The organism is Roseateles depolymerans (assembly GCF_003387155.1).
Taxonomy (GTDB): domain Bacteria; phylum Pseudomonadota; class Gammaproteobacteria; order Burkholderiales; family Burkholderiaceae_C; genus Roseateles; species Roseateles depolymerans.
The window spans coordinates 730,144-755,355 of sequence record NZ_QUMT01000001.1 but is presented as its reverse complement, the minus strand read 5'-3'; the positions used below and the strand labels follow the sequence as shown (position 1 = coordinate 755,355).

Annotated in this window: 20 protein-coding genes and 1 tRNA gene; 9 read left to right on the top strand and 12 right to left on the bottom strand. The window is 66.9% G+C overall.

Annotated elements, in window-relative coordinates:
* Positions 1 to 140 precede the first annotated feature (140 nt).
* From DES44_RS03250 to DES44_RS03240, 3 genes are read left to right on the top strand one after another with little or no spacing between them, the layout of a single operon-like run.
* On the top strand, positions 141 to 1,322 hold the full coding sequence (locus tag DES44_RS03250) for a vWA domain-containing protein (protein WP_058936235.1): 1,182 nt from the start codon (positions 141 to 143) through the stop codon (positions 1,320 to 1,322).
* On the top strand, positions 1,319 to 3,211 hold the full coding sequence (locus tag DES44_RS03245) for an autotransporter assembly complex protein TamA (protein WP_058936236.1): 1,893 nt from the start codon (positions 1,319 to 1,321) through the stop codon (positions 3,209 to 3,211). Before DES44_RS03250 ends, DES44_RS03245 begins: the two co-directional genes overlap by 4 nt.
* On the top strand, positions 3,208 to 7,734 hold the full coding sequence (locus DES44_RS03240; RefSeq protein ID WP_058936237.1) for a translocation/assembly module TamB domain-containing protein: 4,527 nt from the start codon (positions 3,208 to 3,210) through the stop codon (positions 7,732 to 7,734). The genes DES44_RS03245 and DES44_RS03240 overlap by 4 nt, the downstream gene beginning before the upstream one ends.
* Before the next feature lie 152 nt (positions 7,735 to 7,886).
* Here the strand turns inward: DES44_RS03240 and DES44_RS03235 are convergent, their stop codons facing one another.
* The 6 genes from DES44_RS03235 to DES44_RS03215 form a co-directional block, all read right to left on the bottom strand.
* Entirely contained in the window at positions 7,887 to 9,065 is a 1,179-nt protein-coding gene (locus DES44_RS03235) for a DUF2968 domain-containing protein (RefSeq protein WP_211326921.1), read from the bottom strand.
* A 253-nt stretch (positions 9,066 to 9,318) separates the two neighbouring features.
* Positions 9,319 to 9,894, bottom strand: coding sequence for a YceI family protein (locus DES44_RS03230; RefSeq protein WP_375137505.1), 576 nt, complete (start codon positions 9,892 to 9,894; stop codon positions 9,319 to 9,321).
* A gap of 172 nt (positions 9,895 to 10,066) precedes the next feature.
* Positions 10,067 to 10,411 (bottom strand): hypothetical protein, encoded by a 345-nt coding sequence (locus tag DES44_RS03225; RefSeq protein ID WP_058936240.1) that lies wholly within the window; start codon positions 10,409 to 10,411, stop codon positions 10,067 to 10,069.
* A complete protein-coding gene (locus DES44_RS24940; protein ID WP_170156586.1) occupies positions 10,408 to 11,373 on the bottom strand; it encodes a hypothetical protein in 966 nt (321 codons plus the stop codon). The genes DES44_RS03225 and DES44_RS24940 overlap by 4 nt, the downstream gene beginning before the upstream one ends.
* A gap of 24 nt (positions 11,374 to 11,397) precedes the next feature.
* The gene (locus DES44_RS24935; RefSeq protein ID WP_170156585.1) at positions 11,398 to 11,706 is read right to left on the bottom strand and encodes a hypothetical protein; all 309 of its coding nucleotides are present in this window, start codon (positions 11,704 to 11,706) and stop codon (positions 11,398 to 11,400) included.
* 193 nt (positions 11,707 to 11,899) lie between these two features.
* Positions 11,900 to 11,974 (bottom strand) — tRNA-Arg (locus tag DES44_RS03215).
* 332 nt (positions 11,975 to 12,306) lie between these two features.
* Here DES44_RS03215 and DES44_RS03210 point away from each other — a divergent pair.
* Both DES44_RS03210 and DES44_RS03205 read left to right on the top strand, forming a co-directional pair.
* Complete coding sequence (locus tag DES44_RS03210) at positions 12,307 to 13,758, top strand: S41 family peptidase (protein WP_058936241.1); 1,452 nt, start codon at positions 12,307 to 12,309, stop codon at positions 13,756 to 13,758.
* Positions 13,759 to 14,615: 857 nt separating this feature from the next.
* Positions 14,616 to 14,975: a hypothetical protein gene (locus tag DES44_RS03205; RefSeq protein ID WP_058937554.1), complete on the top strand. Its 360-nt coding sequence runs from the start codon at positions 14,616 to 14,618 to the stop codon at positions 14,973 to 14,975.
* A 31-nt stretch (positions 14,976 to 15,006) separates the two neighbouring features.
* Here DES44_RS03205 and DES44_RS03200 read toward each other — a convergent pair whose 3' ends face one another.
* Both DES44_RS03200 and DES44_RS03195 read right to left on the bottom strand, forming a co-directional pair.
* Positions 15,007 to 15,552, bottom strand: coding sequence for a type II TA system antitoxin MqsA family protein (locus DES44_RS03200; RefSeq protein ID WP_058936242.1), 546 nt, complete (start codon positions 15,550 to 15,552; stop codon positions 15,007 to 15,009).
* Between the two features lie 11 nt (positions 15,553 to 15,563).
* The gene (locus tag DES44_RS03195; RefSeq protein ID WP_058936243.1) at positions 15,564 to 15,866 is read right to left on the bottom strand and encodes a hypothetical protein; all 303 of its coding nucleotides are present in this window, start codon (positions 15,864 to 15,866) and stop codon (positions 15,564 to 15,566) included.
* A gap of 341 nt (positions 15,867 to 16,207) precedes the next feature.
* Here DES44_RS03195 and DES44_RS03190 point away from each other — a divergent pair, with 341 nt between their 5' ends.
* The 3 genes from DES44_RS03190 (at position 16,208) to rocF (ending at position 18,868) form a co-directional block, all read left to right on the top strand.
* Positions 16,208 to 16,972, top strand: coding sequence for a HesA/MoeB/ThiF family protein (locus tag DES44_RS03190; protein WP_058936244.1), 765 nt, complete (start codon positions 16,208 to 16,210; stop codon positions 16,970 to 16,972).
* An 82-nt stretch (positions 16,973 to 17,054) separates the two neighbouring features.
* On the top strand, positions 17,055 to 17,942 hold the full coding sequence (locus tag DES44_RS03185; protein WP_058936245.1) for an LOG family protein: 888 nt from the start codon (positions 17,055 to 17,057) through the stop codon (positions 17,940 to 17,942).
* Positions 17,943 to 17,947: 5 nt separating this feature from the next.
* Complete coding sequence (rocF, locus tag DES44_RS03180) at positions 17,948 to 18,868, top strand: arginase (protein ID WP_058936246.1); 921 nt, start codon at positions 17,948 to 17,950, stop codon at positions 18,866 to 18,868.
* Positions 18,869 to 19,036: 168 nt separating this feature from the next.
* On the opposite strand, the gene DES44_RS03175 is transcribed toward rocF, so the two are convergent.
* From DES44_RS03175 to DES44_RS03160, 4 genes are all read right to left on the bottom strand, one after another.
* Entirely contained in the window at positions 19,037 to 20,071 is a 1,035-nt protein-coding gene (locus DES44_RS03175; protein ID WP_375137500.1) for a ketopantoate reductase family protein, read from the bottom strand.
* Between the two features lie 206 nt (positions 20,072 to 20,277).
* Positions 20,278 to 21,138 (bottom strand): DUF429 domain-containing protein, encoded by an 861-nt coding sequence (locus DES44_RS03170; RefSeq protein ID WP_058936248.1) that lies wholly within the window; start codon positions 21,136 to 21,138, stop codon positions 20,278 to 20,280.
* A gap of 150 nt (positions 21,139 to 21,288) precedes the next feature.
* Positions 21,289 to 22,731, bottom strand: a complete 1,443-nt coding sequence (locus DES44_RS25435) for a sensor histidine kinase (protein WP_058936249.1) — start codon at positions 22,729 to 22,731, stop codon at positions 21,289 to 21,291.
* Positions 22,728 to 23,495, bottom strand: coding sequence for a response regulator transcription factor (locus DES44_RS03160; protein ID WP_083525790.1), 768 nt, complete (start codon positions 23,493 to 23,495; stop codon positions 22,728 to 22,730). The genes DES44_RS25435 and DES44_RS03160 overlap by 4 nt, the downstream gene beginning before the upstream one ends.
* A gap of 405 nt (positions 23,496 to 23,900) precedes the next feature.
* On the opposite strand from DES44_RS03160, the gene DES44_RS03155 reads away from it, so the two are divergent.
* A complete protein-coding gene (locus DES44_RS03155; RefSeq protein ID WP_058936250.1) occupies positions 23,901 to 25,163 on the top strand; it encodes a sugar MFS transporter in 1,263 nt (420 codons plus the stop codon).
* Positions 25,164 to 25,212 lie beyond the last annotated feature (49 nt).

Sequence of the window (25,212 nt, the reverse complement as noted above, 5' to 3'; positions counted from 1 at the left end):
GAAATTCCCCTGGCCCTTAGGCTGCTGACCGCTCCCACCTTGGAAGACCGCCTTCGCCCCCCCCCCCCCCCCGATGCCCCGAATTGAAGCCCCCCCGGCATGGATAATGCCCTGACGTCCTGCAGTTCAAGGGGAGGCCCATGCTGATCCAGTTCTTCTACACGTTACGCGCCGCCAAGCTCCCGGTCTCGGTCAAGGAATACCTGACCCTGCTCGAAGCCCTGCGCGCGGGTGTGCTGGACGATGACGGCGGCCCCACGGTGGACAAGTTTTATGCCTTGTCCCGCACCACCCTGGTCAAGGACGAGGCTTTGTTCGACAAGTTCGACCGCGCCTTCGCCGCCTACTTCAAGGGTGTCGAGCTCATCACCGACCTGACCCGCACCCTCCCGCAGGACTGGCTCACCCGCCAGCTGGAGCGCGAACTCACGCCTGAACAGCTGGCCCAGCTCAAGGCCATGGACTGGGACGAGCTGATGGACACCTTGCGCCAGCGCCTGCAGGAGCAGAACGAACGCCACGAGGGCGGCAACCGCTGGATTGGCACGGGCGGCACCAGTCCTTTTGGCAATGGCGGCGTCAACCCGCGCGGCGTGCGCATCGGCGGCCCGGGCGGACAGCGCAGCGCGGTCAAAGTCTGGGAACAGCGCGCCTACAGAGATTACGACGACCAGATCGAACTCGGCACCCGCAACATCAAGGTCGCGCTGCGCCGCCTACGCCGCTTTGCGCGGGAGGGGTCCGACATGGAACTGGACCTCGACGACACCATCCACAAAACGGCGGCCAACGCCGGCATGCTCGACATCCGCATGGTGCCCGAGCGCCACAACAAGGTGAAGCTATTGCTGCTCATGGATGTGGGCGGCACGATGGACGAGCATGTGCACCGTGTGGAAGAACTGTTCTCCGCGGTCAAAAGCGAATTCAAGCACCTGGAGTTCTTCTACTTCCACAATTGTGTCTACGACCACGTGTGGCGCAACAACCGTCGCCGGTTCAGCGAGAAGACCTCCACCTGGGATCTCATCCACAAATACAACCGCGACTACAAGCTGATTTTCGTCGGTGACGCCACCATGAGCCCCTACGAAATTTTGCAGCCCGGCGGCAGTGTGGAATACAACAACGAGGAAGCCGGCGCGCAATGGCTGCAACGGCTGACCCAAGCCTTCCCGAAACACGTATGGATCAATCCCGAGCCGGCGGGTGTGTGGCAGTACCGCCAGAGCATCGCGCTGATCCAGCAGCTCATGCAGCAGCGCATGATGCCGCTGACCATGAGTGGCCTGGAACAGGCGATGCGCGTGCTCAACCGATGAAGCGTTGGCTGGCACTGGCCCTGGGGGCCGCCCTGGTCACTTCGTTGAGCGGATGCGCCCTGCTGGGGTCGGACAACAAGGCCGAGCTCAAGGTCGCCGCGCCCACCGAACTGCCCGAAGGCAGCACGCTGGTGGACCGCCGCCGCCTCGAAGCCTACGAGCTGACCGTGGACGCACCGCCGGAGCTGCGGTCCCTGCTCATGACCCACCTGGACCTCGCGCGCTTCCGCGACACGCCGGACGACCAGGCCCTGACCGCGGCCGAACTCCGCCGCCTTGCCGCAGTGGCGCCCGAACAGGCGCGGCAACTGCTGGAAACGGCAGGGTATTTCAATGCCAAGGTCCGTACCGAGGAAGTCGGCGACCTCAGCGACGGCGTGCGCAACCTGCGCCTGGTGGTGGACACCGGCCCGCGCGCCCTGGTCGGCAGCCTGGACCTGCGGATCGAAGGTCCGCTGCGGGCCATGGCCGAGCGCGGCGACAAACTCGCCACCGCGCTGGAACGCACCCTCACCCAAAGCTGGCAACTGCCGCCCCACTCCGGCTTCAGCCAGGGCGACTGGGCGGCCGCCAAGAACGCCCTGCTCACCCGCGCCCGCGCCCAGGGCTATCCGCTGGCGCGCATGACCCACAGCCAGGCGGTCGTGCTGGCCGACGAGAACACGGTCGACCTGGCCGTCACGCTGGAAACCGGCCCGCTGTTCACCCTGGGCGAGCTCAAGGTCGAAGGCCTCAAGCACCAGCCCGAAGCGGCGGTGCGGCGCCTCGCCGGCTACAAGGAGCATGACCCCTACAACGAACGGCTGCTGCTGGACTTCCAGGAGCGCCTGCTGGGCACCCAGCTCTTCGACAGCGCCAGTGTCGAGATCAATCCCGAGCAGGTGACGCCCGAACCCGGCGTCGAAACGGTGGAGGTGCCGGTCACCGCCAAGCTGCGGGAAGCGGCCCGCCAGCAGGTCACCACCAGCGTCGGTTATCACACCGTCAACGGCCCCACCGTCGGGATCGAACACACCCACCGCAAGCCCTTCGGCCTGAACATCCGGGAGCGCACCAAGCTGACCATCGGCCGGGACAACAGCTCCATCGACACCGAAATCAGCTCGCATCCGCAGCCCAACATGCAGCGCAGCCTGGCCGCGTTCTACGCCGAGCGCCTCAAGTCCGGGGACCAGGTCAACGTCAACCTGCGGGGCCGGGTCGGTTATGCCCGGGAGACCGACCCTGAAGACCGCCTGCAATACATCGAAGTGCTGCGCTCCTGGGAGCATGCGCCCAATGTGCAGACGACCATGGCCGGTGCGGTGTCGGTGAACCAGCAGAACATCTGGCGCCGCGTCGACTCCAAGCTGTTGCCCACCAAGGGCTGGACCGCCAGCGTGGTCTTTGGCGGCGGCTGGGCCAGCAGCAATACCGAGCCCAACGGCCCCTTCGGCAAGGCGGTGGGCAAGTTCTATTGGTACACGCCGCTGCCCGGCCGCTGGCTGTTCTCCAGTCGGGTGGAAGCGGGCCAGATCATTGCCAAGGGCAAGCTAGGCCTGCCGGAAGCGCTGCGGTTTCGCACCGGCGGTGACGACACCGTGCGCGGCTACGGATTCAACGAGCTGGGCCCGCTGGACTCCAATGGCAACCAGACCGGCGGCCGAGTGCTGCTGGATGGCAGCGTGGAAGTCTCGCACCCGCTCACGCCCAAGATTCCGCAGCTGATGGGCGCCGTCTTCATCGATGCCGGCCAGGCGTCCCAGAACTGGGGCGGCTACAAGCCGGCCTACGCCGTGGGCACCGGCCTGCGCTACCGCAGTCCGGTGGGCGTGCTGCGCATGGACTTTGCCAAGGGCAACCTGGCCGACAAATACCGATTCCACTTCAGTGTGGCCATTGCGCTATGAGTGAGCCGCAGGATTCCCAACAACCGGCCGAGGCGGTGCCCGCCCGCGCCAGCCGACGCCGCCGCGCCGCGCGCGGTCTGGTCTGGACGCTGCTGGCGATTCCGGTCCTGATCGGCCTGCTGCTGCTGGCCCTGACCTGGGGGCTCAAGACCGAACGCGGCACGGCCTGGGTGCTGTCTCAGGTGCCGGGCCTGTCGCTGCAGAACGCACGCGGCCGGCTGCTCGGCGACTTCGACGTGGACCGCGCCGAGCTTGTGCTGCCGGGCACTGAAGACCGCATCGTGCTGGAGCAACTGCAATGGCGCGGCCTTCGCCTGGCCTGGAACCGTTCGCCCCTGCTGTGGGGCGAGTTGCAGGCGGACCGCCTGGCGGTGGCCCGGCTGCGGGTGCAGATGGCGCCCTCCCCCAGCACCGGCGCACCGCAGCCGCCGGCCCATCTGATCAGTCCGGTGGCGGTGAGCATTGCGGACCTGGACGTCGGTGAACTGTTCGTGACCGGTCTGGCCCAACCGCTCAAGGGGCTGCGCGGGCAGGCCCGCATCGGCGCGGACGGCGGTGAGCATCACCAGTTGGAGCTGCGCTCGCTGCAATGGCAGATGCTGACGCTGTCCGGCCGTGCCCAGATCCGCACCAACGCCGACCTGGCCCTGACCAGCCAGTGGCGACTCAGCCAGCCGCAAGGCAAGCTGCCATGGACGGCGCCTTTCCAGCTGAACGGCCCGCTGCGCGACCTGAACCTGCAGGGCCAACTGGAGGCGGCGCAGCAAAAGCTCCAGGTGGCCGCCCAGGTCCAGCCGTTTGCGGCTTTCCCGCTGGCGCGGCTGGAGACCGATGCCAAGGACCTGAACCTGGCCGCCCTGCTGCCGGACGCCGGTGTGCCGCACACCGGCCTGACGGGCCGCGTGCTGCTCACGCCCAACAAGGACCAGTCGCTGACGCTGAAGGCGGATCTGTCCAACACGGAAGCGGGTCGCCTGGACCAGGACCGGATTCCGCTGAAGTCCCTCACGCTGGAAGCCCTGCTGGACCCGGCCAACTGGACCCGTCTGCGCCTGCCCAAGCTGGATGCGCAGCTGTCTGGTGGCGGTCGCCTTCAGGCCAGCGGCCAGACCAGCGCGCGCGACGGCTCCGTGCTGACGCTGCAAATCGACGGCCTGGACAGCCGCCAATGGCATGCGGACTGGCCCCTCATCCAGGCCCGAGGCACCGTGAAACTTGGCACCAAGGCCAGCCTGACCGGTGCATCGGCCGACGATGAGTTGCAGGTCGATGGCCGGCTGCAGGGTCGCCTGGGGCAAGGCCAGTGGCAGGCACCGCTGGACGTGGTGCTGGATGCCGACCTGCGGCGCCAGTCCGTGGTCCTGAATGCGTTTGAAGCAAGCTCAGGGCCGGCCACGATCAAGGCGTCGGGCGAGCTGACCCTGACCGACGCCATGACGCTGAGCGGCGGCTGGCAGACCCGGCTGGACGCGAGTGTGCAGGGGCTGGACCTGCGACGCTTGCAAGGCGGCAGCGGGAAGGCCAGTACGACGGCCGGCGGGACGCCCAATGCAAGGGCCAATGCAAGGGCCAACGCAACGGCCAGCACTTCAGGGGCACCGATCGGCGGCGCCGGCACCCAGACCCTGAACGGGCGATTGCAGGCGCGCTTGCAGTCCGTCCGCGGCAGCCTCTGGCCGCAGGGCCAGGCGCAGTTGGATGTGCTGCCCAGCGTCTGGCAGAGCCTGCCGCTGCAGGGCCAGGTCCGTTATGCACGCCAGGGCGCCGGCACGCCCGACCTGAATGCCGACCTGCGCCTGGCAGACGCCACGCTGCAGGCCCGCACCCGCATCGACCCCGCCCTGCGCCAGGGTGGCGAGCAGGTCAACCTGGCCATCGACCTGGCCGCGCCCAATCTCGCCAGCCTGCAGCCGCTGCTGCGCAGCCAGTGGCCGACAGCCACGGTGCAAGGCGCCTTCACGGCCTCCACCACGGTACAACTGGTTCGACCAGGCTCGCGACAGGCGCTCTACACCAGCGACGGCAAGTGGGACCTGCAAGGCTTTGCTCTGGGCGGTGTGGCCGGACTGCCTTCGGTCTCCGCGCGTGCGTCCAGCATGGGGCCGAACACCGCCAGTGCCGGCGCCGTGCCGGGTGGCAGCGGGAGTACCGGTGCAGGGTCCCGGGCGGGTCCATCCGCTGGACGGACGGTGAATGCAGCCTCGGCCGGCAGTTCGTCGGTGCCGCGCAGCACCTCGCTGGGAGGCAGTGGCAGCAATGCTGCTTCCAGCAGGGGTGCCACCGCCAACGCAAGCGCCAATACGAATACCGCGACCACTGGCAGCTTGGCCCCCATCCAGTTGGCCAGCGGCAGCGGGGTCTGGTCGCTGTCGAGCGTGCGGGACGCCAAGCTGTTGTGGACCACCCAGCTCAAGCAACTGCGGGTCGCGCCTGCCCAGGTGCAACTGGAAGATGCCACGCTGAATCTGCAAGGCAGCTGGGCCCAGCACAAGCTCAGCCTGGAGACACAGGGCCGACTGCCCTTGCCCCCCATCCTCACGGCCCCGACCAACAGCAAGGTCGTGGCGCGTGCCGCGGCAGCCAGCGGTGTGGTGGTGAGCGGCCTGCAGCTTGACGCCAAGGGTGCCCAGGCGCAGCTGTCGCTGCAGGGCGGGCTGGAGTCGGATCCCCTGGTCGCCTGGCGCCAGGGCGGCCAGTGGCAGGCCCGGGACCTGATGCTCAACCTGCGAGCCAATCAGGTGAACGATGCGCTGCTCAAGGCCGGTCCGCTGGCCGCCACGGTGCGACTGGAACCACAGATGCAGGTCCGCCAGGCCAGCCTCGCGCCGGGTCGCCTGGAGGTGCTGGGCGCCGGCATCCGCTGGACCCGCATGAGCTGGCAGTCCCCTGCCGACTGGGACCTGCAGGCCGACCTCGAACCGCTGGCAGCGGCGCCGGCACTGGCCCGCCTGCAGCCGGACTTCGGCTGGGGCGGGGACCTGCGCATCGAGGGCCACTTCAACACACGGCGAGACGCTCGCAACCTGGCCATCGACTTTCTGGTGTCGCGCACGGCCGGTGACCTCACGGTGACCGATGAAGTCAGCACCCAGCGTTTGGGGCTGACCGACCTGCGCCTGGGCCTGCAGGCCGACCGCGGCGTGTGGCATGTGGTGCAGGGCGTGGCCGGCCAGAACATGGGCGCGGTGGGCGGCGCGGTGACCTTCCGCATGAACGACCCGCTGGCCTTGCCGGACAAGGACGCGAAGCTGGAAGGGTCCATCGAATCCCAGGTGGACAACCTCGGCAACTGGGGCCCGTGGGTGCCGGCCGGCTGGCGTCTGGGCGGCAGCCTGCATGCGTCCATTGGCCTGGGCGGCACGCTGGGCGCCCCGGAAGTGCGCGGCCAGATCGGCGGCCAGAAGCTGTCGCTGCGCAATGCGCTGATGGGCGTGGACATGAACAACGGTGCACTGGTCATGACCATGACCGGCACGCAGGCCCGGCTGGAGAGCTTCACCGCCAAGGGCGGCAATGGCCAGATCAGTGCCCAGGGGGATGTGCGTTTCGGCCGTGACCCCAGCGCCCAACTGACGCTGACCGCCGACACCTTTGCCCTGCTGCAGCGGGTGGACCGGCGCGTGGTGGCCAGCGGGTCCGCGCAGATCCATGCGCAGGCCCAGTTGCTGGGCCTCAAGGGCCGCTTCGTCATCAACGAGGGCCTGTTCGATTTCTCCCGCGGCGATGCGCCTCAGCTGGACAGCGACGTGCAGGTGGTGCGCCAGAACGCGCAGCCGCGCACGGAGATCAACGGCAAGCCGCTGCAGGTCAAGCTGGATGTGGATGTGGAACTGGGCCGCCGCCTGCAGCTGCGCGGCTACGGCATCGACACCCGCATCCGTGGCGCGCTGCATCTGGCCCAGGACGGCCAGCCCCGTCCCACGCTGGAAGGTGAGGTCCGCAGTGAGGGCGGTACCTTCAATGCCTATGGGCAGAAGCTGGATGTGGAGCGCGGCGTGTTCACCTTCGTCGGGCCGCTGGACAACCCGCGGCTGGACGTGCTGGCGATCCGGCCGGGTCTGGAGAACGACGCGGTGCGCGTGGGCGTGACCGTGACCGGCACGGCGTCGAACCCGCGCATCAAGCTGTACTCGGATCCGGACATGAGCGAGACCAACAAGCTGTCATGGCTGGTGCTGGGCCGCTCGCCGGACAACCTCGGTCGCAGTGATACGGCGCTGATGCAGCGCGCGGCGATGGCGCTGATCAGCGGCGACGGTGAAAGCGCCAGCGACAAGCTGATCCACCGGATCGGGCTGGATGAGTTGTCCTTCAGCGGCGAAGGGGACGATGCGAGAGGCACGGTCGTGCGCCTGGGCAAGCAGATCAGCCGCGGCGTGTTCGTGGCCTATGAGCGGGGCCTCAATGCCACCACCGGCAACTGGCAGCTGATCTACAAGCTGGCACAGCGCTTCACGCTGCGGGCCCAGGCGGGGGAGGACCAGCAGGGGCTGGATCTGATCTGGATCTGGAAGTGGGAGTGAACGGCGCCGCTGGGGCTGTGGCTCGACGGCTCAGTGGCTCAGTGGCTCGGTGGCTCGGTGGCTCGGTGCCTCGGTGGTTCGACGGCTCGATAGCTCGTTGGCGGCTGGGCGCTGATCCGTCGGCTCGGGAAGGCCTGGCGCCGCCGATTCGCTTAATGTGCCGCGCTGGCCACCGCACGGGCCCTGGCCTGCCGCACAAGATCGTCGAAAGCCGCCACGGCGGCTTGGCGATCCGGACTGCGCAGCATGTCCACCACCCGTCCCTGCCGGGTCAGTGATGCGGTGAACTGGCCGGAGTCGGCACTCCACACGAGACGGGCGACGTCATCACCGATCCGCTCGCGTCGCAAGGTCTCCACCGCCTGCCCGACGACGGTCGAGGCCTCGGTCGCCGCTGCGGTGGATTGTGCTTGTGCAGGCTGGCGGCTGGGTGATACGGCAGATACAGCGGGCGTGGGGACAAGCCCCCGGCCGCCGCCGGTGTTCGCGTTCGCGCTCATGCCCGTGCCCGCGCCTGTCCCCGTGCCCGTGCTCATGACCGTGCCGGCGGCCGCGCCACCCGTCGAGGTGGCATAGGCCTCTCTCGCCTGGCGGACTCGCTCGAGGTCCATCTCGTCTACCTCGTCGTCGGCGGCAAGTCGCTCCCGCGGGACGGGAACCGTCCGAAGATCCTGACCGCCGGGCCGCAGCGCTGGGGCGGCGCCGGGCGAAGGGGCCGCTGCACCCGGTCCTGCGCTGCCGCCAATGCCTGCACTCGCCATCCCGGGATTCACTATTCCAGCACTGACGATCCCTGCACTGCCTGTCCCTGCATTACCGATACCGGCAATCCCCATCCCGGCACTGCCCGCCCCTGCATTCGAGCCCGCATCGCCCCCGGCGCCCGCATTGCCCGTGGCCCCTGCATTCAGTTGCCCCAGCAGCACCGGCCGTCCGACGTCCCCCAGCGCCGCTAGGCGCCGGAAGCTGTCGAAGTTGAGCCAGGCTTCCGCCTCGTTCACCGGCTTGAGCGTGCGCCGCAGGCTCCCCTGCATCGAGACGCTGACGTAGTACTGCCGGGACGGCTGATAGAGCCACACATCGATGCGGGCGTCGCCCATGTCGGCGCGACGAAGCAGCGCCAGATCGCGACTGGTCATCCGGCTGCGCAGCTCCGCGATGTTGCCGGCCTCCACCTGCGCGGCGCGACGGGCGTCGGTCTGCCCCGCAGCCGCCGCGCCGCCATTGGCGGAAGCACCAGCGGCCCGAGCGACCCGGGGCTTGGCTGCACGTTGCCCCTCTGCCGCCCAGGCAGGCGGGCTCCCTGCCAGCGCCATCATCAGCGTGATCACCAGCGTCGCAGCCCCCCACCCGCGAAGCCCCCGCAAGGGGCGCGCGCGCAAACGAGGCGGGCGTGGCAGGGGCAGCATGACGAGAGATTCAGTTCGACGAGTCTTCGGGCGCCGGAAGTGTCAGGCAAGACAAGATCGGATTCTGAACATGACACCGGCCGAGTTGTAAGCGACCGTGGCTAAACCCGTGTTTAAACAACGGTTTGAATGGGGATGTTCACCAAGCTGGGCGGTCCCCGGCTTCAGGGCCGGTTCAGGGCCGGGCCACCGCCTCCACCTGGATGCGCAGATTCACGTCCATCTTGAAGCCCCAGTCCTTGCCGGCGCTCAGGCCGAAGGCCTCCCGGTTGAAACTGCCCGAGGCGTCCGCGCCGCAGAAGTCACGCTTGTGCATCGGATGAGGCATGCACTTGAGCTGGTGCACCGTCAGCGTCATGGGCTGGGTCTTGCCGTTGAGGGTCAGCTCACCGACCACCTGGCTCGGCACACCGCCCTTGGCGCCGTCAAAGCGGCCCTTGAAGGTGGCGGTGGGGTTCTTCTCCACATTGAAGAAGTCCTTGCCCGTGGCCCAGTTGTTCATCGCGTCGAGCCCGAAATCGATGCTGGCCAGGTCCATCTGCACCTCCACGCTGCCGGCCCCGGTCGCCTTGTCGTAGACGATGGTGCCCGCGCTTTTGTTCAGTTTGCCGCGCCAGTAGGACAGGCCCATGTGGTCGGCTTCGAAGCTGGGATAGGTGTGGGTGGGTTCGATGTCGTAGGTGACGGCGGCGGCTTGAGCGGCTTGCACCGTTGCGCCAAACATCGCCACGCAGAGCGCGGGCAGCAGCAGGAATTTCATCTGCGGTCCTTGTTGGAGTGAAGCGCAACGCCCTGGAAGGAAAGGGCGATTGGCGGGCTCATCATCTCCGCCACAGCAGACCGGCGCAAGACCGAAAAGAGCGGAAAAAAGGGGGGTGTACTGGGGGTTCAGTGGAGGGTGCAGCGAACGGCGAGCTGCGGCGTCAGATCCAGCCCAGCCCCGACAGCACCGCCACCACGCCCATGCCAAAGGTCATGAACGCATAGAAAAACGCCATCTTGGGCGTGGACGGGCAGGACATCCGGGTGCAGAACCAGATCAGGCCGCGCAGGAAGAACGTCTTGTGGCTGAAGAAGTAGGCCGCCAGGAACATGCAGCCCCAGACCATCAGAAACACGCCGACCGCCACATCCCGCGAGGCCGCCGGCGCACGCAGGGCCGCCACGGCGACCAGCGCAAGCAGGCAGATCAGGGCAAAACCCAGGACTCCGCCGCGTTCTTCTGGGGTGGATACGGGCAGGGTCGGATGGGGGTCGTTGGTCTTCATGGCGAGTCTGCGGAGGTGAGGCCACTTGGGGGTCTTCCCCGTGGGAGATGGCGATGGTAACCACCGAATGAAGACCTTGAGGCGCTACGGCGCACCTTCGGCCCAGCAGCCTGCCGGAGAATCACCATCGCCCCATGATTGAAGCGCCACCTCCGATGCGGATTGAACAGCCGACTTTTCCTCTCTCCAACGAAGCCTTCGCGGCTGCGCTGCGAACCGGCCATGGTCGCGCCATGCAGCAGCTTGAGCGCCATGGAGCGGGTGGACTGGAGGCTGACGTCGTTGCGGCCTGCTTGTCGTGCCTCACCTATGACCCGCAGTGTGAGGCAGAGCGGGCGCCCTGGCTGGCCGCCCTCGTCAAACGCGCGAAGCTCGATGCGGCGGTGTTGAAGGCGATCGAGGCAATGGCTCAGCCTCTTTCGCCCGAGAACCATCCGGACCTGGAGCAGCGCAGCGCCCTCCTCAAAGAACTTGCCGCCGCCGGTTCGAACGACGCCAGGCGGCTGCTGTATGCGTCGTTGGCGCGCTCGTCCGATACGTCGGATGTGGTCGGGGCCGAGCAGATCGTCGCACTCGATGGTGCGGACGGCCTGAAACAGGTGGCCCGCCAACTTGGACGTTGGTTGCAAGCGGACCCCGATTTCAGCGTCGATGACGGGCTGATCGCAGAGTTTGACGAGTCCACAGGCGCCGAGGACGGATTGGCGATGCTCGAACGCGCGGCCGAGACCGACGCCGATATCGCAAGCTATCTGGCCGGCATCCGCAAGGCACGTGAGCGACAAAAGCCCGCGTCCCCTCGTGTGGACCTCGCGGCGTACACCGGCTCGGAGATCGTCGCGTACGTTGACAAGAACCCGAAGGACCCCTGCTACTGGTTCAGGCGTTGGGGGGCCCAAGCGTCCACTGAGCAGCGCGAGACGGTGTTCGCAGCGCTGCTGGCGTCGGGCGATGCCGAGCATGTCAAACGCCTGTGCCGATGCTTTTCAAAGACCGGTGTCCCGCGCTTCGACGGCCGGCTCCTTCGATGGATGGCCGATGCTGACGCGCAGGTGCAATGGGCCGTGGTGAGAGCTTTGGCCTCGATCACGGACCCGGAGCTGCGGCGGGTCGCCCTGCACCAGATCGCCGAAGGTGATACGGCCATGGGCATCGCCCTGGTCGTGAACAACTTCGAGGCGGGTGACTTCGGCCTGTGCGTCCAACGGCTCAGAGGGATCGATCTCAGGCGGACAAGTGACGCGGACAAGGTCCACCTGCTCCTCGAAGAGCTGATGGACCTGTGCGAGGCGCATCCCGGGGTGGAAGCGCTCGACGGTCTTCTCTACGTGTATGAGTTCTCGCCTTGCTCGATTTGCCGCAGGCGGGCGGTGAAGGCCATGCTGGGCACGAACTCAGCCCCGGCGTGGGTGCGGGCTGAGTCGGCATTCGATGCGGACCCGCAGACGAGAGCCCTTGTCGGAGCCGCCGGCTCGTCCTCAAGCCGGGTGGTCCCTCCGCCAGGAATCGAACCTGGATCCCGCGCTTAGGAGGCGCGTGCACTATCCATTGTGCTACGGAGAGGCGGTCATGCGGGCGGTATTGTGCCTCAAGCAACCGGGCGATCGGAGCCACTCAAGCAGGCCAATGAGCGAGGCAATGGCCCTGGTTTTTGACGGAGAACGGGGGGCAGGCGGGCCGTGGACAGATCAGCGACGGATCATTGGAGGGTCGGTGGGCAGACCCGCGCCGCCATCTCCGCACGAAACCGGGTAAATAAGGGGTAAACCGGGCTCTCTCCTCGGGCCGGGAAATTGCCTCGGGCCTATACTGGCACAAGGCTGAAGTGTGTCCGGCATGCCTGCATGGCGCCACGCGGATCGGCCACTGCTGTACCAAAAAGGATTTTTCGCATCATGGGCGCCAAACTGAAAGTTGCGGGCTGGGTCGCTTTGGGAGCGATGGCCGGCGTGTTGACCACGATGCAGCTGCAGGCCAATGCGCGCAGCACGGCTGTGCCGCTGCCCCTGGAAGAGCTGCAGCAGCTCGCGGCGGTCTTCGGCATCGTCAAGTCGGACTATGTGGAACCGGTCGACGAGAAGAAGCTGATCAACGACGCCATCTCCGGCATGGTGTCCGGGCTGGACCCGCATTCGCAGTTCTTCGACAAGAAGAGCTTCAAGGAATTCCGCGAAAGCACCTCCGGCCGCTTCGTCGGCGTGGGCATTGAAATCGGCATGGAAGACGGTCTGGTGAAGATCGTCTCCCCCATCGAAGGCTCTCCCGCCTTCCGCGCCGGTCTCAAGAGCGGTGACCTCATCAGCAAGATCGACGAGACGGCCGTCAAGGGCCTGACCCTGGACCAGGCCGTCAAGCGCATGCGCGGCGAACCCAACACCAAGGTGACGCTCACTATCTACCGCAAGAGCGAAAGCCGCACCTTCCCGCTGACCATCACGCGGGAAGAGATCCGCGTGCAGAGCGTGCGGACCAAGCTGGTGGAACCGGGCTACGCCTGGGTCCGCGTGAGCCAGTTCCAGGACCGCACCGTCGAGGACTTCACCCAGAAGGTGGCCGACCTCTACAAGCAGGACCCCAAGATCAAGGGCGTGGTGCTGGACCTGCGCAATGACCCGGGCGGCCTGCTGGAAGGTGCCGTGGCCATTTCCGCGGCCTTCCTGCCCAAGGACGTCGAGGTGGTCTCCACCAATGGCCAGATTGCCGACTCCAAGGCCAGCTACAAAGCCAGCCCCGATTTCTACGCCCGTCGTGGTTCGGGCGACCCGCTGCGCAAGCTGCCGGACGCGCTCAAGAGCGTGCCGCTGGTGGTGCTGGTCAATGAAGGATCGGCCTCCGCCAGCGAAATCGTGGCCGGCGCGCTGCAGGACCACAAGCGCGCCACCGTGATGGGCGCACAGACCTTCGGCAAGGGCTCGGTGCAGACGGTTCGCCAGTTGGGCCCGGACACGGCGGTGAAGCTGACCACTGCGCGTTACTACACGCCGAGTGGCCGCTCCATCCAGGCCATGGGCATCGTGCCGGACATTCCCTTGGACGAGACAGCCGAGGGCAATGTCTTTGCCGAACTGCGCATGCGGGAAGCCGACCTGGAAAAGCACCTGGCCGGCAGCAACGAGAAGGCGGACGATGCCCGGGTGAAGGAACTGGAGAAGCTGCGTGAGGAGCGTCGCCAGAAGCTGGAAGCCGAATATGCCAAGCGCGGCGAGCCGCTGAAGCCGCTGCCCGAGTTCGGCAGCAATGAAGACTTCCCCCTGCAGCAGGCGCTGAACCAGCTCAAGGGCAAGCCGGTGGTGGTGTCCAAGACCGCCATGGAGCGCAAGGCTGAAGCCAAGACCACCAAGGAATGAGCGGTCGCCCCGCCATCCGCGCTGGCTGATGCCGCGCGTGTCGTGGAGAGCGTGACATTTTGAAAGAGGCCCTGCGGGGCCTCTTTGCTTTTGGGGCGCCGCCGTGGATCGATTCATTTGCGGCACCCGCGTGGCTCGCAGAAACCGCATCAAAGCGCACCGCCCGCCCCATGCGCTTCAACCGTGTCAATGCAGCGTCGCGCTCCGCTGTTCGCATTCATCGCACTGCAGGCCATGCGCATGAACGTGACAATTGAAAACGAATTCACACGCACGGCCGCCGTTCCCCGTGGATGCGGGGCGGGCACGCGCGACGGATGCGGCGAGACTGGCCGCTTCACTTTTCAAGGCATTCCCACATGGCGAGCAATTCGATTCGCGTGCTGGATTTGACCGCACGCGTGGGCGAACTCGCCATTGAGCAGGTGGGCTCAGCGTTGTCGGGGCATCCGGGGCAAGGTCCGGGTCATTACTCCGTGTCGCTCAGCGGCACCGGCAGCGGCCCTGCGTTCGACTGGATCCGACCCGCCATCGGCGGCACGACCGCACCGGACGACATCGCACCGCGAGCGCTCATCCTCGTGCTCGGTCCTGGCTCGCAAGCCACGGCACGCGCCGCACTCACCCAGGCCTGGGCCCAGGAGGTGGACTATGTCCGCGTGCTGATTCTGCCCAGCGCCATCGTGGAAGAAATGACGCTGATGCCCTTGGTCAAGGAGCGTCAGTCCACCACGACCCATGTCTACCGCTTGCCTGACAGCAGTCCCGAAACCCTCTGGTTTGTGCTGCTGGAAGAGTTCAACAAGATCGTCGCCCAGTTCGCGATTGATTTCTCCACGAAAGACGGAATTTCCCCCATGAACAACCTCAACGATTCCATCCAGGCTTGCATGGCCATCGACGGCGCCATGGCTGCCGCGCTGGTGGACTACCGCAGCGGCATGTGCCTGGCCCAACAAGGCACCGCCCTGAATCTGGATCTGGCCGCTGCCGGCAACACGCAGGTGGTGCGAGCCAAGCTCAAGACAATGGAATCGCTGGGGCTGCGCAAAGGCATTGAAGACATCTTGATCACCCTGGGCGACCAATATCACCTCATCCGCCTGGTGCCCAACAACGACGGCCTGTTCCTGTACCTGGTGCTGGACAAGGCCAAGGGCAACCTGGCGCTGGCTCGCTACAAGCTGACAGACATCGAGCGCGGGTTGAAGGTCTAAGTTCCCGAGCCGCGCTGACGGAACGGTCGCTTCATTGGAGCACGGCCCTGCGCTTGGACTGGGTCTGGGACGCAGCGTGGGCCGGTTCAGCATCCGCGCCATTGAGGGAGGCTGAACGCCCCACCCGTCGTTGAGCAGCTCTTTGCGCCCCTTGCGGTTGCAGGGGAACGCCCGCGAGCTTGGCCAGATGCTCGACCACGCCGGGCACTTCGAGGGCACACTGCACAAGCAGTGCGGCCGGGTCGCTCATGTCTGACTGACCCGATTCCCATTTGGCAAAAGCAGCCTCTCCGGCACCAAACAGCCGGGATGCCTCTCGCTGGCTCAGGTCGTAAGTCTCTCGCAAGCGCTTGAGCAGGCCCCTTGACACGGCCGCAGGCGTCTGAGCCAGCGCGGCTTCAATGCGCTTGTGGTTGAGGTCATACAAGGACAAAGGCACCACCGCCTCACCGCAATGCCCACACACCATCTGCAGGCAGCCCGGCACCTGAACGGTTCGGCGGCCTGCCTTCACTGCATGGGTGTAGGTCACAGTGGTCAGCGCGTCTGCTTCACAGAAAGGGCAGTTGAGGGACATGGCAATTTCCTTCAGTAGAGGCTGCGGTGAAGAGAGAACACCAGCAAAGCCGGGATGCTGGTCCGAACGGTGAACTTGCAATAGATCCACGGTTCGTGGGCTGGATGTTCGACGCCAGTGAATCGGTTGAAGCCCATGAGATAGGAATCAGCCTTCATCGGTGGCTGGTTCACCTTCCCACCGGGTAGACACCATTCCGAATCGTTGTAGCGCGCCTTGTGCAAACTAAGGATGAAGCGGCAGATGTCAGAGGAAGACCAGGCGAGATCCTCCAAGACAGAGGCCTGTGCGGAACTGCTCAGCTGCACCGACATGACACCGTTCGCGACAGCCTTCTGAACGGCCGCAAGATTCCAGCATTGACGCCTGATCTTTCGCTCGAAGTCCGTGCAGTCCCGGATCGGCTTGGTCAGTGGGGGTGGGGTCCATCGATCGAAGCACACGAATGATACCTTAAAGATAGCGGTTGCAAGGATGATTTCGTGGGCTCAAGAGTGCCCTCAGCGACCTCCGAGCGGCATTGCCCATCCATGCGGCATTGGCCTGCATCCCACTTGAACCGGGCATTTCCGCCACTCGCCCAAGGCAAAGTTCCGTTCGCCCCTCCGATCTCCCGCCTCCTGCCCTCCCCCCTCTGCGGCGCTATGCTTGTCAGATGAATGACGAGCAACTGCTGCGCTACTCGCGGCACATCCTGCTGGACGACATCGGTGTGGAGGGTCAGCAGCGCTGGATGGACGCCCATGCGCTGGTGATCGGCGCTGGTGGGTTGGGGTCGCCGGTCGCGCTGTATCTGGGCACCGCCGGCGTGGGCCGCATCACGCTGGTGGACCACGACCATGTTGACCTGACCAACCTGCAGCGTCAGATCGCCCACACCCAGGCCCGGCTGGACCAGCCCAAGGCCGCGTCCGCTGCAGCCGGCATCGCCGCCATCAATCCCGAGCCGCAGGTCCATTCGCTGGTCGCCCGCGCCGATGACGCGCTGCTGGACGAATGGGTCCCGCAGGCCGACGTCGTGCTGGACTGCACCGACAACTTCCAGACCCGCCACCGCATCAACGCCGCCTGCGTGCGCCACGGCAAGCCGCTGGTCTCCGGCGCGGCGCTCGGCTTTGATGCGCAGCTGAGCGTCTACGATAGCCGCGGCGGCCGCTTCCCCTGCTATGCCTGCCTCTTCCCGCCCGACCAGCCCCCGGAGGAACAGCGCTGTGCCGTCATGGGCGTGCTGGCCCCGCTGGTCGGCATCATCGGCAGCATGCAGGCCGCGGAGGCGCTCAAGCTACTCAGCGGCATGGGCAGCACCCTGCCCGGCCGCCTGCTCATGCTGGACGGACGCCGCATGGAATGGACCGATCTGCAGGTGCTGCGCGACCCTCACTGCCCCTGTTGTGGCCGAGCGCCGGCCGCCGTGCAATAAATCGCCGCAGCACCCACCGCCCGCCCCCCAGGACGCACAAAAATTAAGTGAAGACGCCCGTAAGCTCTCGGGCCACCGCATCATGATCAGAACCGACAAGCTCACCGCCCGCAACTTCCCCACCGCACAGGAGGAGGTCAGCCAGCCGACGGCGTTCGACACGAACCCGCCGGACGCCTACCGCCTGGCCTTCGCGGACACCGACTTCCTGGTCCGCCCCGAATTGCGCCCGGTGCGCATGCAGTTGGAACTGCTCAAGCCCGAGCTGATCCAGCAGGAACTCAACATCCAGTCCACCGTGGTCATCTTCGGCAGCGCCCGCATTCCGGACCGCGCCTCCGCCGAAGAAGCCCTGGACGCCGCCCGCAAGAGCGGGGACACCGTCGCCCTGCAACGCGCCGAGCGGCGTCTCCTGATGAGCGGCTTCTACGAAGAAGCCCGCCGCTTCGCCCGCCTCATCACCGAACAGACCGCCGACCACCCGCATCCGCTCTACGTTGTGACCGGCGGCGGCCCCGGCATCATGGAAGCGGGCAACCGCGGCGCGCATGAAGCGGGCGGCCGAAGCATCGGCCTGAACATCGTGCTGCCGCACGAGCAGCGCCCCAACGAATACATCACCCCGGAGCTGTGCTTCCGCTTCCACTACTTCGCGCTGCGGAAGATGCACTTCCTGATGCGCTCGGTGGCCCTGGCGGCCTTCCCCGGCGGCTTCGGCACGCTGGACGAGCTCTTCGAAACCCTCACCCTCATCCAGACCGGCAAATGCCGTCGGCGCCCCATCCTGCTGTTCGGCAAGGACTTCTGGTCGCGCCTGATCGACTTCGACCTGCTGCTGGACACCGGCATGATCAGCCCCGGGGATGAGCAACTGTTCCATTACGTCGAAACCGCCGAAGAGGCATGGGCCTTGCTGAAGAAGGAATACGACATCGGCCTGCCCGCCTCCGCCGCCCCTCAACAGGAGTGAACCTCATGAGCAGCACCCAGCAAGTCAGCCTGATCGGCGCCCCGACGGACGTCGGCGCCGGTGCCCGAGGCGCCAGCATGGGCCCCGAAGCCCTGCGTGTGGCCGGCCTGGTCCAGGCCCTGCGCAACCATGGTGCGGACGTGCTGGACCGCGGCAATCTGCAAGGCCCGGCCAACCCCTGGCTGGACCCGGTGGAGGGCTACCGCCACCTGGAGGAAGTGACCGCCTGGAACCAGGCCGTGCACGACGCCGTCTACGGCGAGCTCAGCGGTGGGCGCATGCCCATCCTGCTGGGCGGTGACCACTGCCTGGGCCTGGGCTCCATCTCCGCGGTGGCGCGCCACTGCCGCGACACCGGCAAGAAGCTGCGCGTGCTGTGGCTGGATGCCCATGCGGACTTCAACACCAGCCTGCTCACCCCCAGCGGCAACATCCACGGCATGCCGGTGGCCTGCCTGTGCGGCTATGGCCCGAAGGAACTGGTGGAGATCGGCGGCCATGTGCCGGCCATCGATCCGAAGTGGGTGCGCCAGATCGGCATCCGCAGCGTGGACCCGGGCGAGAAGCGCTTTGTCCATGAAGTGGGCCTGGAAGTCTTCGACATGCGCTACATCGACGAGATGGGCATGCGTCACACCATGGAACTGGCGCTGGCCACGATGGACGCCAACACCCACCTGCATGTGAGCTTCGACGTGGACTTCCTGGACCCGGACGTGGCCCCAGGCGTGGGCACCACCATCCCGGGGGGGCCGACCTACCGCGAAGCGCAGCTGTGCATGGAAATGATCGCCGACACCGGCCGGCTGGCGTCGCTGGACGTCATGGAACTGAATCCAGCGCTGGACGTGCGCAACAAGACGGCGCTGGTGGCGGTGGATCTCATCGAATCGCTGTTCGGCAAGTCGACCCTGATGCGCAAGTAAGGACGGGGCTCGGCGTCAGAGCGAAGCCTCGTCGAGCGCGGGCTTGCACCCAGGCTGGGATGCAGGCCCAGGCCGCGCTTCAAGCCAGAAGGCTGCGGAGGCCCTGCCCCACCCGGCGAGCAATGCCATGGGTCATTCGGCGGGTCATTTGGCGGGTCATGCGGCGGGTCATGCCGGGGCCGATGACGACGCCACCGCGGTCGGCACGGACGTGGCCGCCGGTGCCTGCATCACCCTCACCAGCGCATACATCACGCGGTTGGCGGGCGTCGGCACCCCCAGCGCCTCGCCGCGCCGCACGAGATAGCCATTGAGGTGGTCGATCTCGCTGGGCTTTCCACGCTTGAGATCCTGCGCGGTCGAGGACAACTGCCCCGGCATGGTCTCGGCAATCTTGCGCACGGCCGCATGCACGTCGCCCGACACGTCCACGCCGCTGGCCCGGGCCACTTCCAGCCCTTCATTCACCAGGTCGTCCAGCACCGCCCAGACGCCCTCCCCCTGCACCAACTGCCCATACGACTGCTGTGTCACCGCCGACATCGCGTTGTAGGCGCAGTTGATCAGCAGTTTGGCCCACAGGGCGCCGCGTGCGTTGACTGAAACATCGGTGGGCACGCCGGCCGCGATGAAGGCCTGGGCCACCTGCTCCGCGCCATCGGCCGGCTCGATGATCAACTCGCCGCGGCCGTAGTGCTTCACATGCCCCGGCCCGATCATGCCGGTGGCCACGTACACGACCGCAGCCGACACCGGTTGAGTCAGCACCTCACGCAGCCGCTCGGCGTTGTCCACGCCGTTTTGCATCGACAGCAGCAAGGTGTGGGGAGACAGGAAGGGCTGCAGCTGCCGCGCAGCCTCGATCGTGTCCGTTGATTTGACGCAGAACAGCACCACATCCGCGCCCTGGGCGGCGGCGGGCTCGGTGTCCGCCTTCAGTGGAATCTGCACATCGAAAGTGGCGGTCTCCATGCGCAGACCGTCCCGCTGGATGGCCTCGACATGCTGAGGACGACCGATCAGGGTCACGTCATGCCCCGCACGGGCCAGCACACCGCCGAAATAGCAGCCCACAGCCCCGGCGCCCATCACGGCGATGCGAAGCGGTCCGACCGCAGAGGTCCCGGCGGATGTCGCAGCAGAGGTCGCGGCAGAAGTCGGCGCAGTGGCCCCAGCAGTGGACGGGGTGGAGGGCATGGTCATGGGCAATCTCCTGCAAGCAAGCGGTCCAGCACCGCGGTTTGGCGTCCGGTTGGCATTCCTGCGCCATCGGCCGGTCGCGGAGGCGGGCACCGTTCAACGACACGCGCCGCTAACGCAAGGCAAGGCAAGGCAAGGCAAGGCAAGGGCATAGGCAAGGGCACGCGCCGGCGAAGCAACAAAAGCCGCCGATGACGCGCGGAGCGATGTTAGGCCGATCCGCCCGCCGCGTGCGGCGTACTGACAATCCAGCCTTCCAGCGGGTCGGCATCCGCCGGCATGCCGTACTGAGGCTGCTCGGATGCCCACGCGGCCTGCAGCAGGCACAGCACCGCATCCAGCTTGTCGCCGCTGCCGTCGTCGGCCAGTTCGTCGCGCTGCGCATGGCTGAGCTTGAGCCGCAGGCCCAGGCGGCTCCGGCCCTGCTCCAGTGCGTCGATCAGGTCCTTGCGGGCAATCAGCCGCTCCGGCGTCTGTTTGGCCTTGTCGTCGCTCTTGTAGCTGCGCGAGCCGATCAGTTCACGGGCCAGCAGGCCGGGATAGGCCTCCAGCGCCACCCGGTCCGGATCCCCGGCATGCAGCCCCGGCAGGCTCACACCCGCCTGGATCATCGGCGGCACCCCGGCATGCATCATGAACGCCACGGGCGGGTTGACCCATTTCATGCTGGGCGAAGCCCCGGCGGGCCCGTCGCAGACCCGGTGGGCAAACTTCTTCCCCACCGGCCGTGCGGCGCAGAAAGCGGCAAAGGTGTCCCGGATCTGCTCGCGGCTGAGCGCGGCGTAGTGCGCCATCAGCGGCGCCCATTCGGTGGGCCAGCCCAGCGTCGTCACCAATTCCCGCGAATGGCCGAAGGGCAGGTCAAAGCCGCCGACCCAGCGCTGGCCCGGGGCAGCCGGTTCGGCCAGCCAGGCGGCATAGTCGGTGAGCGAGGTCAGTGCCCGCTGCGATTCCAGTCGCACCACCGCCCCCTGGCGCCGGCCAATGGCCAGCCGGATCGGTTTGCGGGCCGTGGGGGCACTGGAGAAATCCACGCCGATCAGCGTGAGGGACGAAGAGGAACTGCTCATGACAAGGGGCTGGAGGATGCGCGGGGACGCGTGATGGAGACGCCGCGGGGCGTGACGTCGATGGGCGTGAAGTCGATGGGCAAGGGATTGATACGGATCGGGCCCACACGCGGATCAATAGGCGGATCAATAGGTGGATCAAAAGGTGGATCAAGGCGCGGTTTGATCCGCCGCCGGAAACGCCATCGTCACCAGTGTCCCCTGCGGCTGCACCGCCTCCAGCGACACCGTCCCGCCATGCAGCGTCACGATCTCCCGCACGATGGCCAGACCCAGGCCCGACCCCTGTGCATCGGGTCGCGCCCGGTAGAAGCGTTCAAACGCCCGCTCGCGGTCGGCCTCCGACATGCCGCAGCCGTTGTCCTCCACCTGCACCCGCACCTGGTCCCCCGACCGCTGCACCCGCACCGTCACCGTGGCGCCCCGTCCGGCGTATTGCAGCGCATTGTCCAGCAGATTGCCCAGCGCCTCGCGGATGAGCATCGGGCGGCCGTCGATGGTCGCCCCGTCGGGCGCATCGTCCACGCCCAGGTCCATGTCCGCTGCCAGGGCTCGCGGCACGCAGGCCAGCGCCACCGCCCGGCACAGCGCCGCCAGGTCGATGCGTTCAACCGGCAGCGCCGACGCGCCCTCCGGCCCCGAGCGGGCCAGCATCAGCAACTGGCTGACCAGATGGGCACTGTGCAGCGCGCTCTGATGCACCTTCTGCAGCCGCGCCATCACCTCCTCGCTGCGGTCGGTCCGCACCGCCTGCAAGGCCAGCTCGGTCTGGCTGCGCAGCCCCGCCAGCGGGGTGCGCAGCTGATGGGCCGCGTCATCGATGAAGCGCCGCTGCACTTCCATGCTCCGCCGCACCTTTCCGAGCAGCGCATTGACCGCCTCGGCCAGTCCGCGCACTTCCACCGGCGCCGTGTCCAACCGGATCGGGGCCAGGTCTTCCGGGTCGCGACCATCCACTTCTCGCCGCAAGGTCGTCAGGGACGACAGCCCCGCTCGGATGCCGAAGTGCACCACCAGCGTCAACAGCGCGCCCAGCAGGGACAGGGGCAGCACCGTGTCCAGCAGGATGCCGCGGGCCAGCGCCCCGCTGCTGGCGCGGGACTTGGCCACCTGCACCAGCAGCGCCTGCTCCGGCGCGTTGAGCCCACCGCCCATGCGCACATACAAAGCGGCCTGCCGCACCGGCACCACTTTCTCCCCCTCGCGCATCTCGCCGTTGTGGAACTCCGGCAGGCCCCAGCGTCGCGGCTGCCCTTCCGGGATCGGCGGCAGGTGCTGATTGCCCAGCACGAAGTTGCCGGGCGGCGAGCTGACCATGTACATCAACCGGTCGTTCGGGTCGGACTCCAGAATGTCCTGAGCAGCGCGCGGGAAGTCGATCAGCAGGCCGGACTCCAGCGGCTGGATGCGACGGGCCAAGGCGCGCGTGGCGGTGGAGAGGGACGCGTCGATCTCGCGGTTGGCATACGAGAGCGCCAGCTTGAAAGTGAAGATGCCGGCCGCCGCCCACAGCACGATCTGCGGCAGGATCAGCCACAGGAACAGCTGGCGCTGCAGCGAAAGTGTCGGCGGGGCCGACCCGCGGGCGCTCATCGGGTGGCCGTCTCCGCGCCGTCCGGCGAGCGATCCGGCGCGGCCTCGGGCGAACGATCCGACGAACGATCCCCAGACCGGTCGGCAGCACGATCGGCCTCGAGCAAATACCCAAGCCCGCGCAAGGTGCGGATGTTCATCCCGCTCTGCGCCAGTTTCTTGCGCAGCCGGTGGATGTAGACCTCGACGGAGCCGCTGCCGTCGGACGCGCCGTCCCCGCCCGCCCAGGCGGCGGTGATCTCTTCCTTGGTGACGACGTTGTCTCGGCGCGAGATGAGCAGCTCCAGCAGGCACCATTCGCGCTGGGTCAGGTCCAGCACCTCGCTGTGGAGCAGTGCCCGCCGGTTGGGGCGATCCAGCACGAGTCCCGCCGGAGAGTCGCTTGGCTCCTGCGCGGAGGCCTGCCCGCGCCGCAGCAGCGCATTGACCCGCGCCAGCAGCTCGGGGAAATCAAACGGCTTGACGAGATAGTCGTCCGCGCCCGCATTGAGCCCGTTCACCCGGTCGTCCACCCGGTCGCGGGCGGTGAGGATGAGCACCGGCACCCGCGAGCCGCTGCGCCGCGCCTGTCGCAGCACGTCCATGCCATCCACATAGGGCAGCCCCAGATCGAGGATGGCGACGTCAAAGGGTTGACGCGTCAGCAGATAGTCGGCCACCGGACCGTTGGGCGCATGCTCCACCTCGAAACCGGCGCCCTGGAACTGGGACACCAGCGCATCGGTCAGCATGGGATCGTCTTCGGCGATCAGAAGTCTGGGCATGGGCAACAACAAGGGCCGGGGATGGCAACCGCGCAAGCGTAACTGATCGGTTCCCGCCGCTGCACCGGGACAGGGCATTCACGCCCTGCACCGGGGGGAACGTCAGCCTTCCCGGGAACCCCTTCAAGGCTTAACAAACCCTGATGTTATCTGCCTTCCATTGTTTAATTTTCAGTTAATTTTTCTGCAAAGACTCGGGGCAGCCTCGCCCTGAAATGGCGCAAACACGTGGTAGCGAACAGGGATTTAGGTAGTAACCCTGGGGAACTCCTTTTCATCTTGTTTTAAAGTTTCGTTCAAGTTGAGAGGGACTCAGTCCCCGCCGAGGAGTCAAGACGATGCCGCCCTGCGGGCCGCCGGATTGCCATCTCGGATTTCCAAGCCGCTCACTACAGGCCACCGGACATGAACGCTTCGTCTCGCCCCGCCTCCGACTCCTCCGCCTCTGCGCCGCGCTACGGCATGCCGCTGCTGACCGCGCTGTTTTTCGGATGGGGTCTCATCACCTCGCTGAACGACGTGCTGATTCCCCACCTCAAGGCCGTGTTCTCGCTGAACTACGTGCAGGCCATGCTGGTGCAGTTCTGCTTCTTCGGCGCCTACTTCCTGGTCTCGCTCCCGGCGGGACAAGTGGTGCGCCGCTGGGGGTACCAGCGCGGCATGGTGATGGGGCTGGTGATTGCCGCCATCGGCTGTGCCCTGTTCTATCCCGCCGCCACCTTCCAGACCTATGGCTGGTTCCTCGGGGCGCTGTTCGTGCTGGCCAGCGGTGTGACGCTGCTGCAGGTCGCGGCCAATCCGTATGTCACCTTGCTGGGCCCGGAGCAGGAAGCCTCCCGCCGCCTGACCTGGACCCAGGCCTTCAACTCGCTGGGCACCACCGTCGGGCCGCTGTTCGGCGCCTCGCTGATCCTGGCTGCCGCCGACTCCGTCGCCGCTGAAGCCACTGCTGTGCGCGGCCCCTACCTGGGTCTGGCCGCCGCGCTGCTGGTGATTGCCGGCGTGCTGATGGTGGTGAAGCTGCCCAAGGTCGGTGACACGCAGGACGCCCGCGCTGCTGCCAGCACCCCGCCCGCCTGGCGCCACCGCCATCTGTTGCTGGGCGTGCTGGCCATCTTTGTGTACGTGGGTGCTGAAGTGTCGATCGGCAGCTTCCTGGTCAGCGTGATGAGCGCGCCGGATGTGGCGAGCCTGTCGGGCAGCGATGCCGGCCACATGCTGGCCCTGTACTGGGGCGGCGCGATGGTGGGCCGTTTCATCGGCGCCTGGCTGATGAAGCGCATGTCGGCCGCCCGCCTGATGACGGGCTGCGCAGTCGGCGCTGTTGTGTTGCTGACGGTGGCCATGCTGGCCGGCGGTCACCTGACCATGTGGGCGCTGCTGGCCATCGGCCTGTGCAACGCCATCATGTTCCCCACCATCTTCTCGCTGGCACTGGAACGCCTGGGCCCCCGGACCGAACAGGGCTCCGGCCTGCTGTGCATGGCCATCGTCGGCGGTGCGCTGGTGCCGCTGGTGCAAGGTGCGCTGGCCGACAGCCACGGCCTGCTGCCGTCCTTCGTGGTGCCGCTGGTCTGCTACGTCTACATCGCCTACTACGCCGCGCGGGGTCACCGCGTGGTGCCGGTGGCCACGACGACGCCGGCCGCCGCTGCCGTGCGGACCTGAACACAGGAACCTGGGCACAGGAACTTGAGCACAGGCAGGCCCGTGCCTG

Coding starts and splice junctions, on each gene's coding strand:
- DES44_RS24940 (WP_170156586.1), bottom strand. CDS start 11,373: ATGCTCGGCATCGCCCGACGCCAGCAGCGCTGCGAACACCGTCTCGCG.
- DES44_RS03210 (WP_058936241.1), top strand. CDS start 12,307: ATGGGCGCCAAACTGAAAGTTGCGGGCTGGGTCGCTTTGGGAGCGATG.
- DES44_RS03155 (WP_058936250.1), top strand. CDS start 23,901: ATGAACGCTTCGTCTCGCCCCGCCTCCGACTCCTCCGCCTCTGCGCCG.
- DES44_RS03170 (WP_058936248.1), bottom strand. CDS start 21,138: ATGAGCAGTTCCTCTTCGTCCCTCACGCTGATCGGCGTGGATTTCTCC.
- DES44_RS03250 (WP_058936235.1), top strand. CDS start 141: ATGCTGATCCAGTTCTTCTACACGTTACGCGCCGCCAAGCTCCCGGTC.
- DES44_RS24935 (WP_170156585.1), bottom strand. CDS start 11,706: ATGCGCCTCGCACAGGTCCATCAGCTCTTCGAGGAGCAGGTGGACCTT.
- DES44_RS03175 (WP_375137500.1), bottom strand. CDS start 20,071: ATGACCATGCCCTCCACCCCGTCCACTGCTGGGGCCACTGCGCCGACT.
- DES44_RS03225 (WP_058936240.1), bottom strand. CDS start 10,411: ATGAAGACCAACGACCCCCATCCGACCCTGCCCGTATCCACCCCAGAA.
- DES44_RS03190 (WP_058936244.1), top strand. CDS start 16,208: ATGAATGACGAGCAACTGCTGCGCTACTCGCGGCACATCCTGCTGGAC.
- DES44_RS03160 (WP_083525790.1), bottom strand. CDS start 23,495: ATGCCCAGACTTCTGATCGCCGAAGACGATCCCATGCTGACCGATGCG.
- DES44_RS03205 (WP_058937554.1), top strand. CDS start 14,616: ATGAACAACCTCAACGATTCCATCCAGGCTTGCATGGCCATCGACGGC.
- DES44_RS03200 (WP_058936242.1), bottom strand. CDS start 15,552: ATGTCCCTCAACTGCCCTTTCTGTGAAGCAGACGCGCTGACCACTGTG.
- DES44_RS03245 (WP_058936236.1), top strand. CDS start 1,319: ATGAAGCGTTGGCTGGCACTGGCCCTGGGGGCCGCCCTGGTCACTTCG.
- DES44_RS03240 (WP_058936237.1), top strand. CDS start 3,208: ATGAGTGAGCCGCAGGATTCCCAACAACCGGCCGAGGCGGTGCCCGCC.
- rocF (WP_058936246.1), top strand. CDS start 17,948: ATGAGCAGCACCCAGCAAGTCAGCCTGATCGGCGCCCCGACGGACGTC.
- DES44_RS03195 (WP_058936243.1), bottom strand. CDS start 15,866: ATGTCGGTGCAGCTGAGCAGTTCCGCACAGGCCTCTGTCTTGGAGGAT.
- DES44_RS03185 (WP_058936245.1), top strand. CDS start 17,055: ATGATCAGAACCGACAAGCTCACCGCCCGCAACTTCCCCACCGCACAG.
- DES44_RS25435 (WP_058936249.1), bottom strand. CDS start 22,731: ATGAGCGCCCGCGGGTCGGCCCCGCCGACACTTTCGCTGCAGCGCCAG.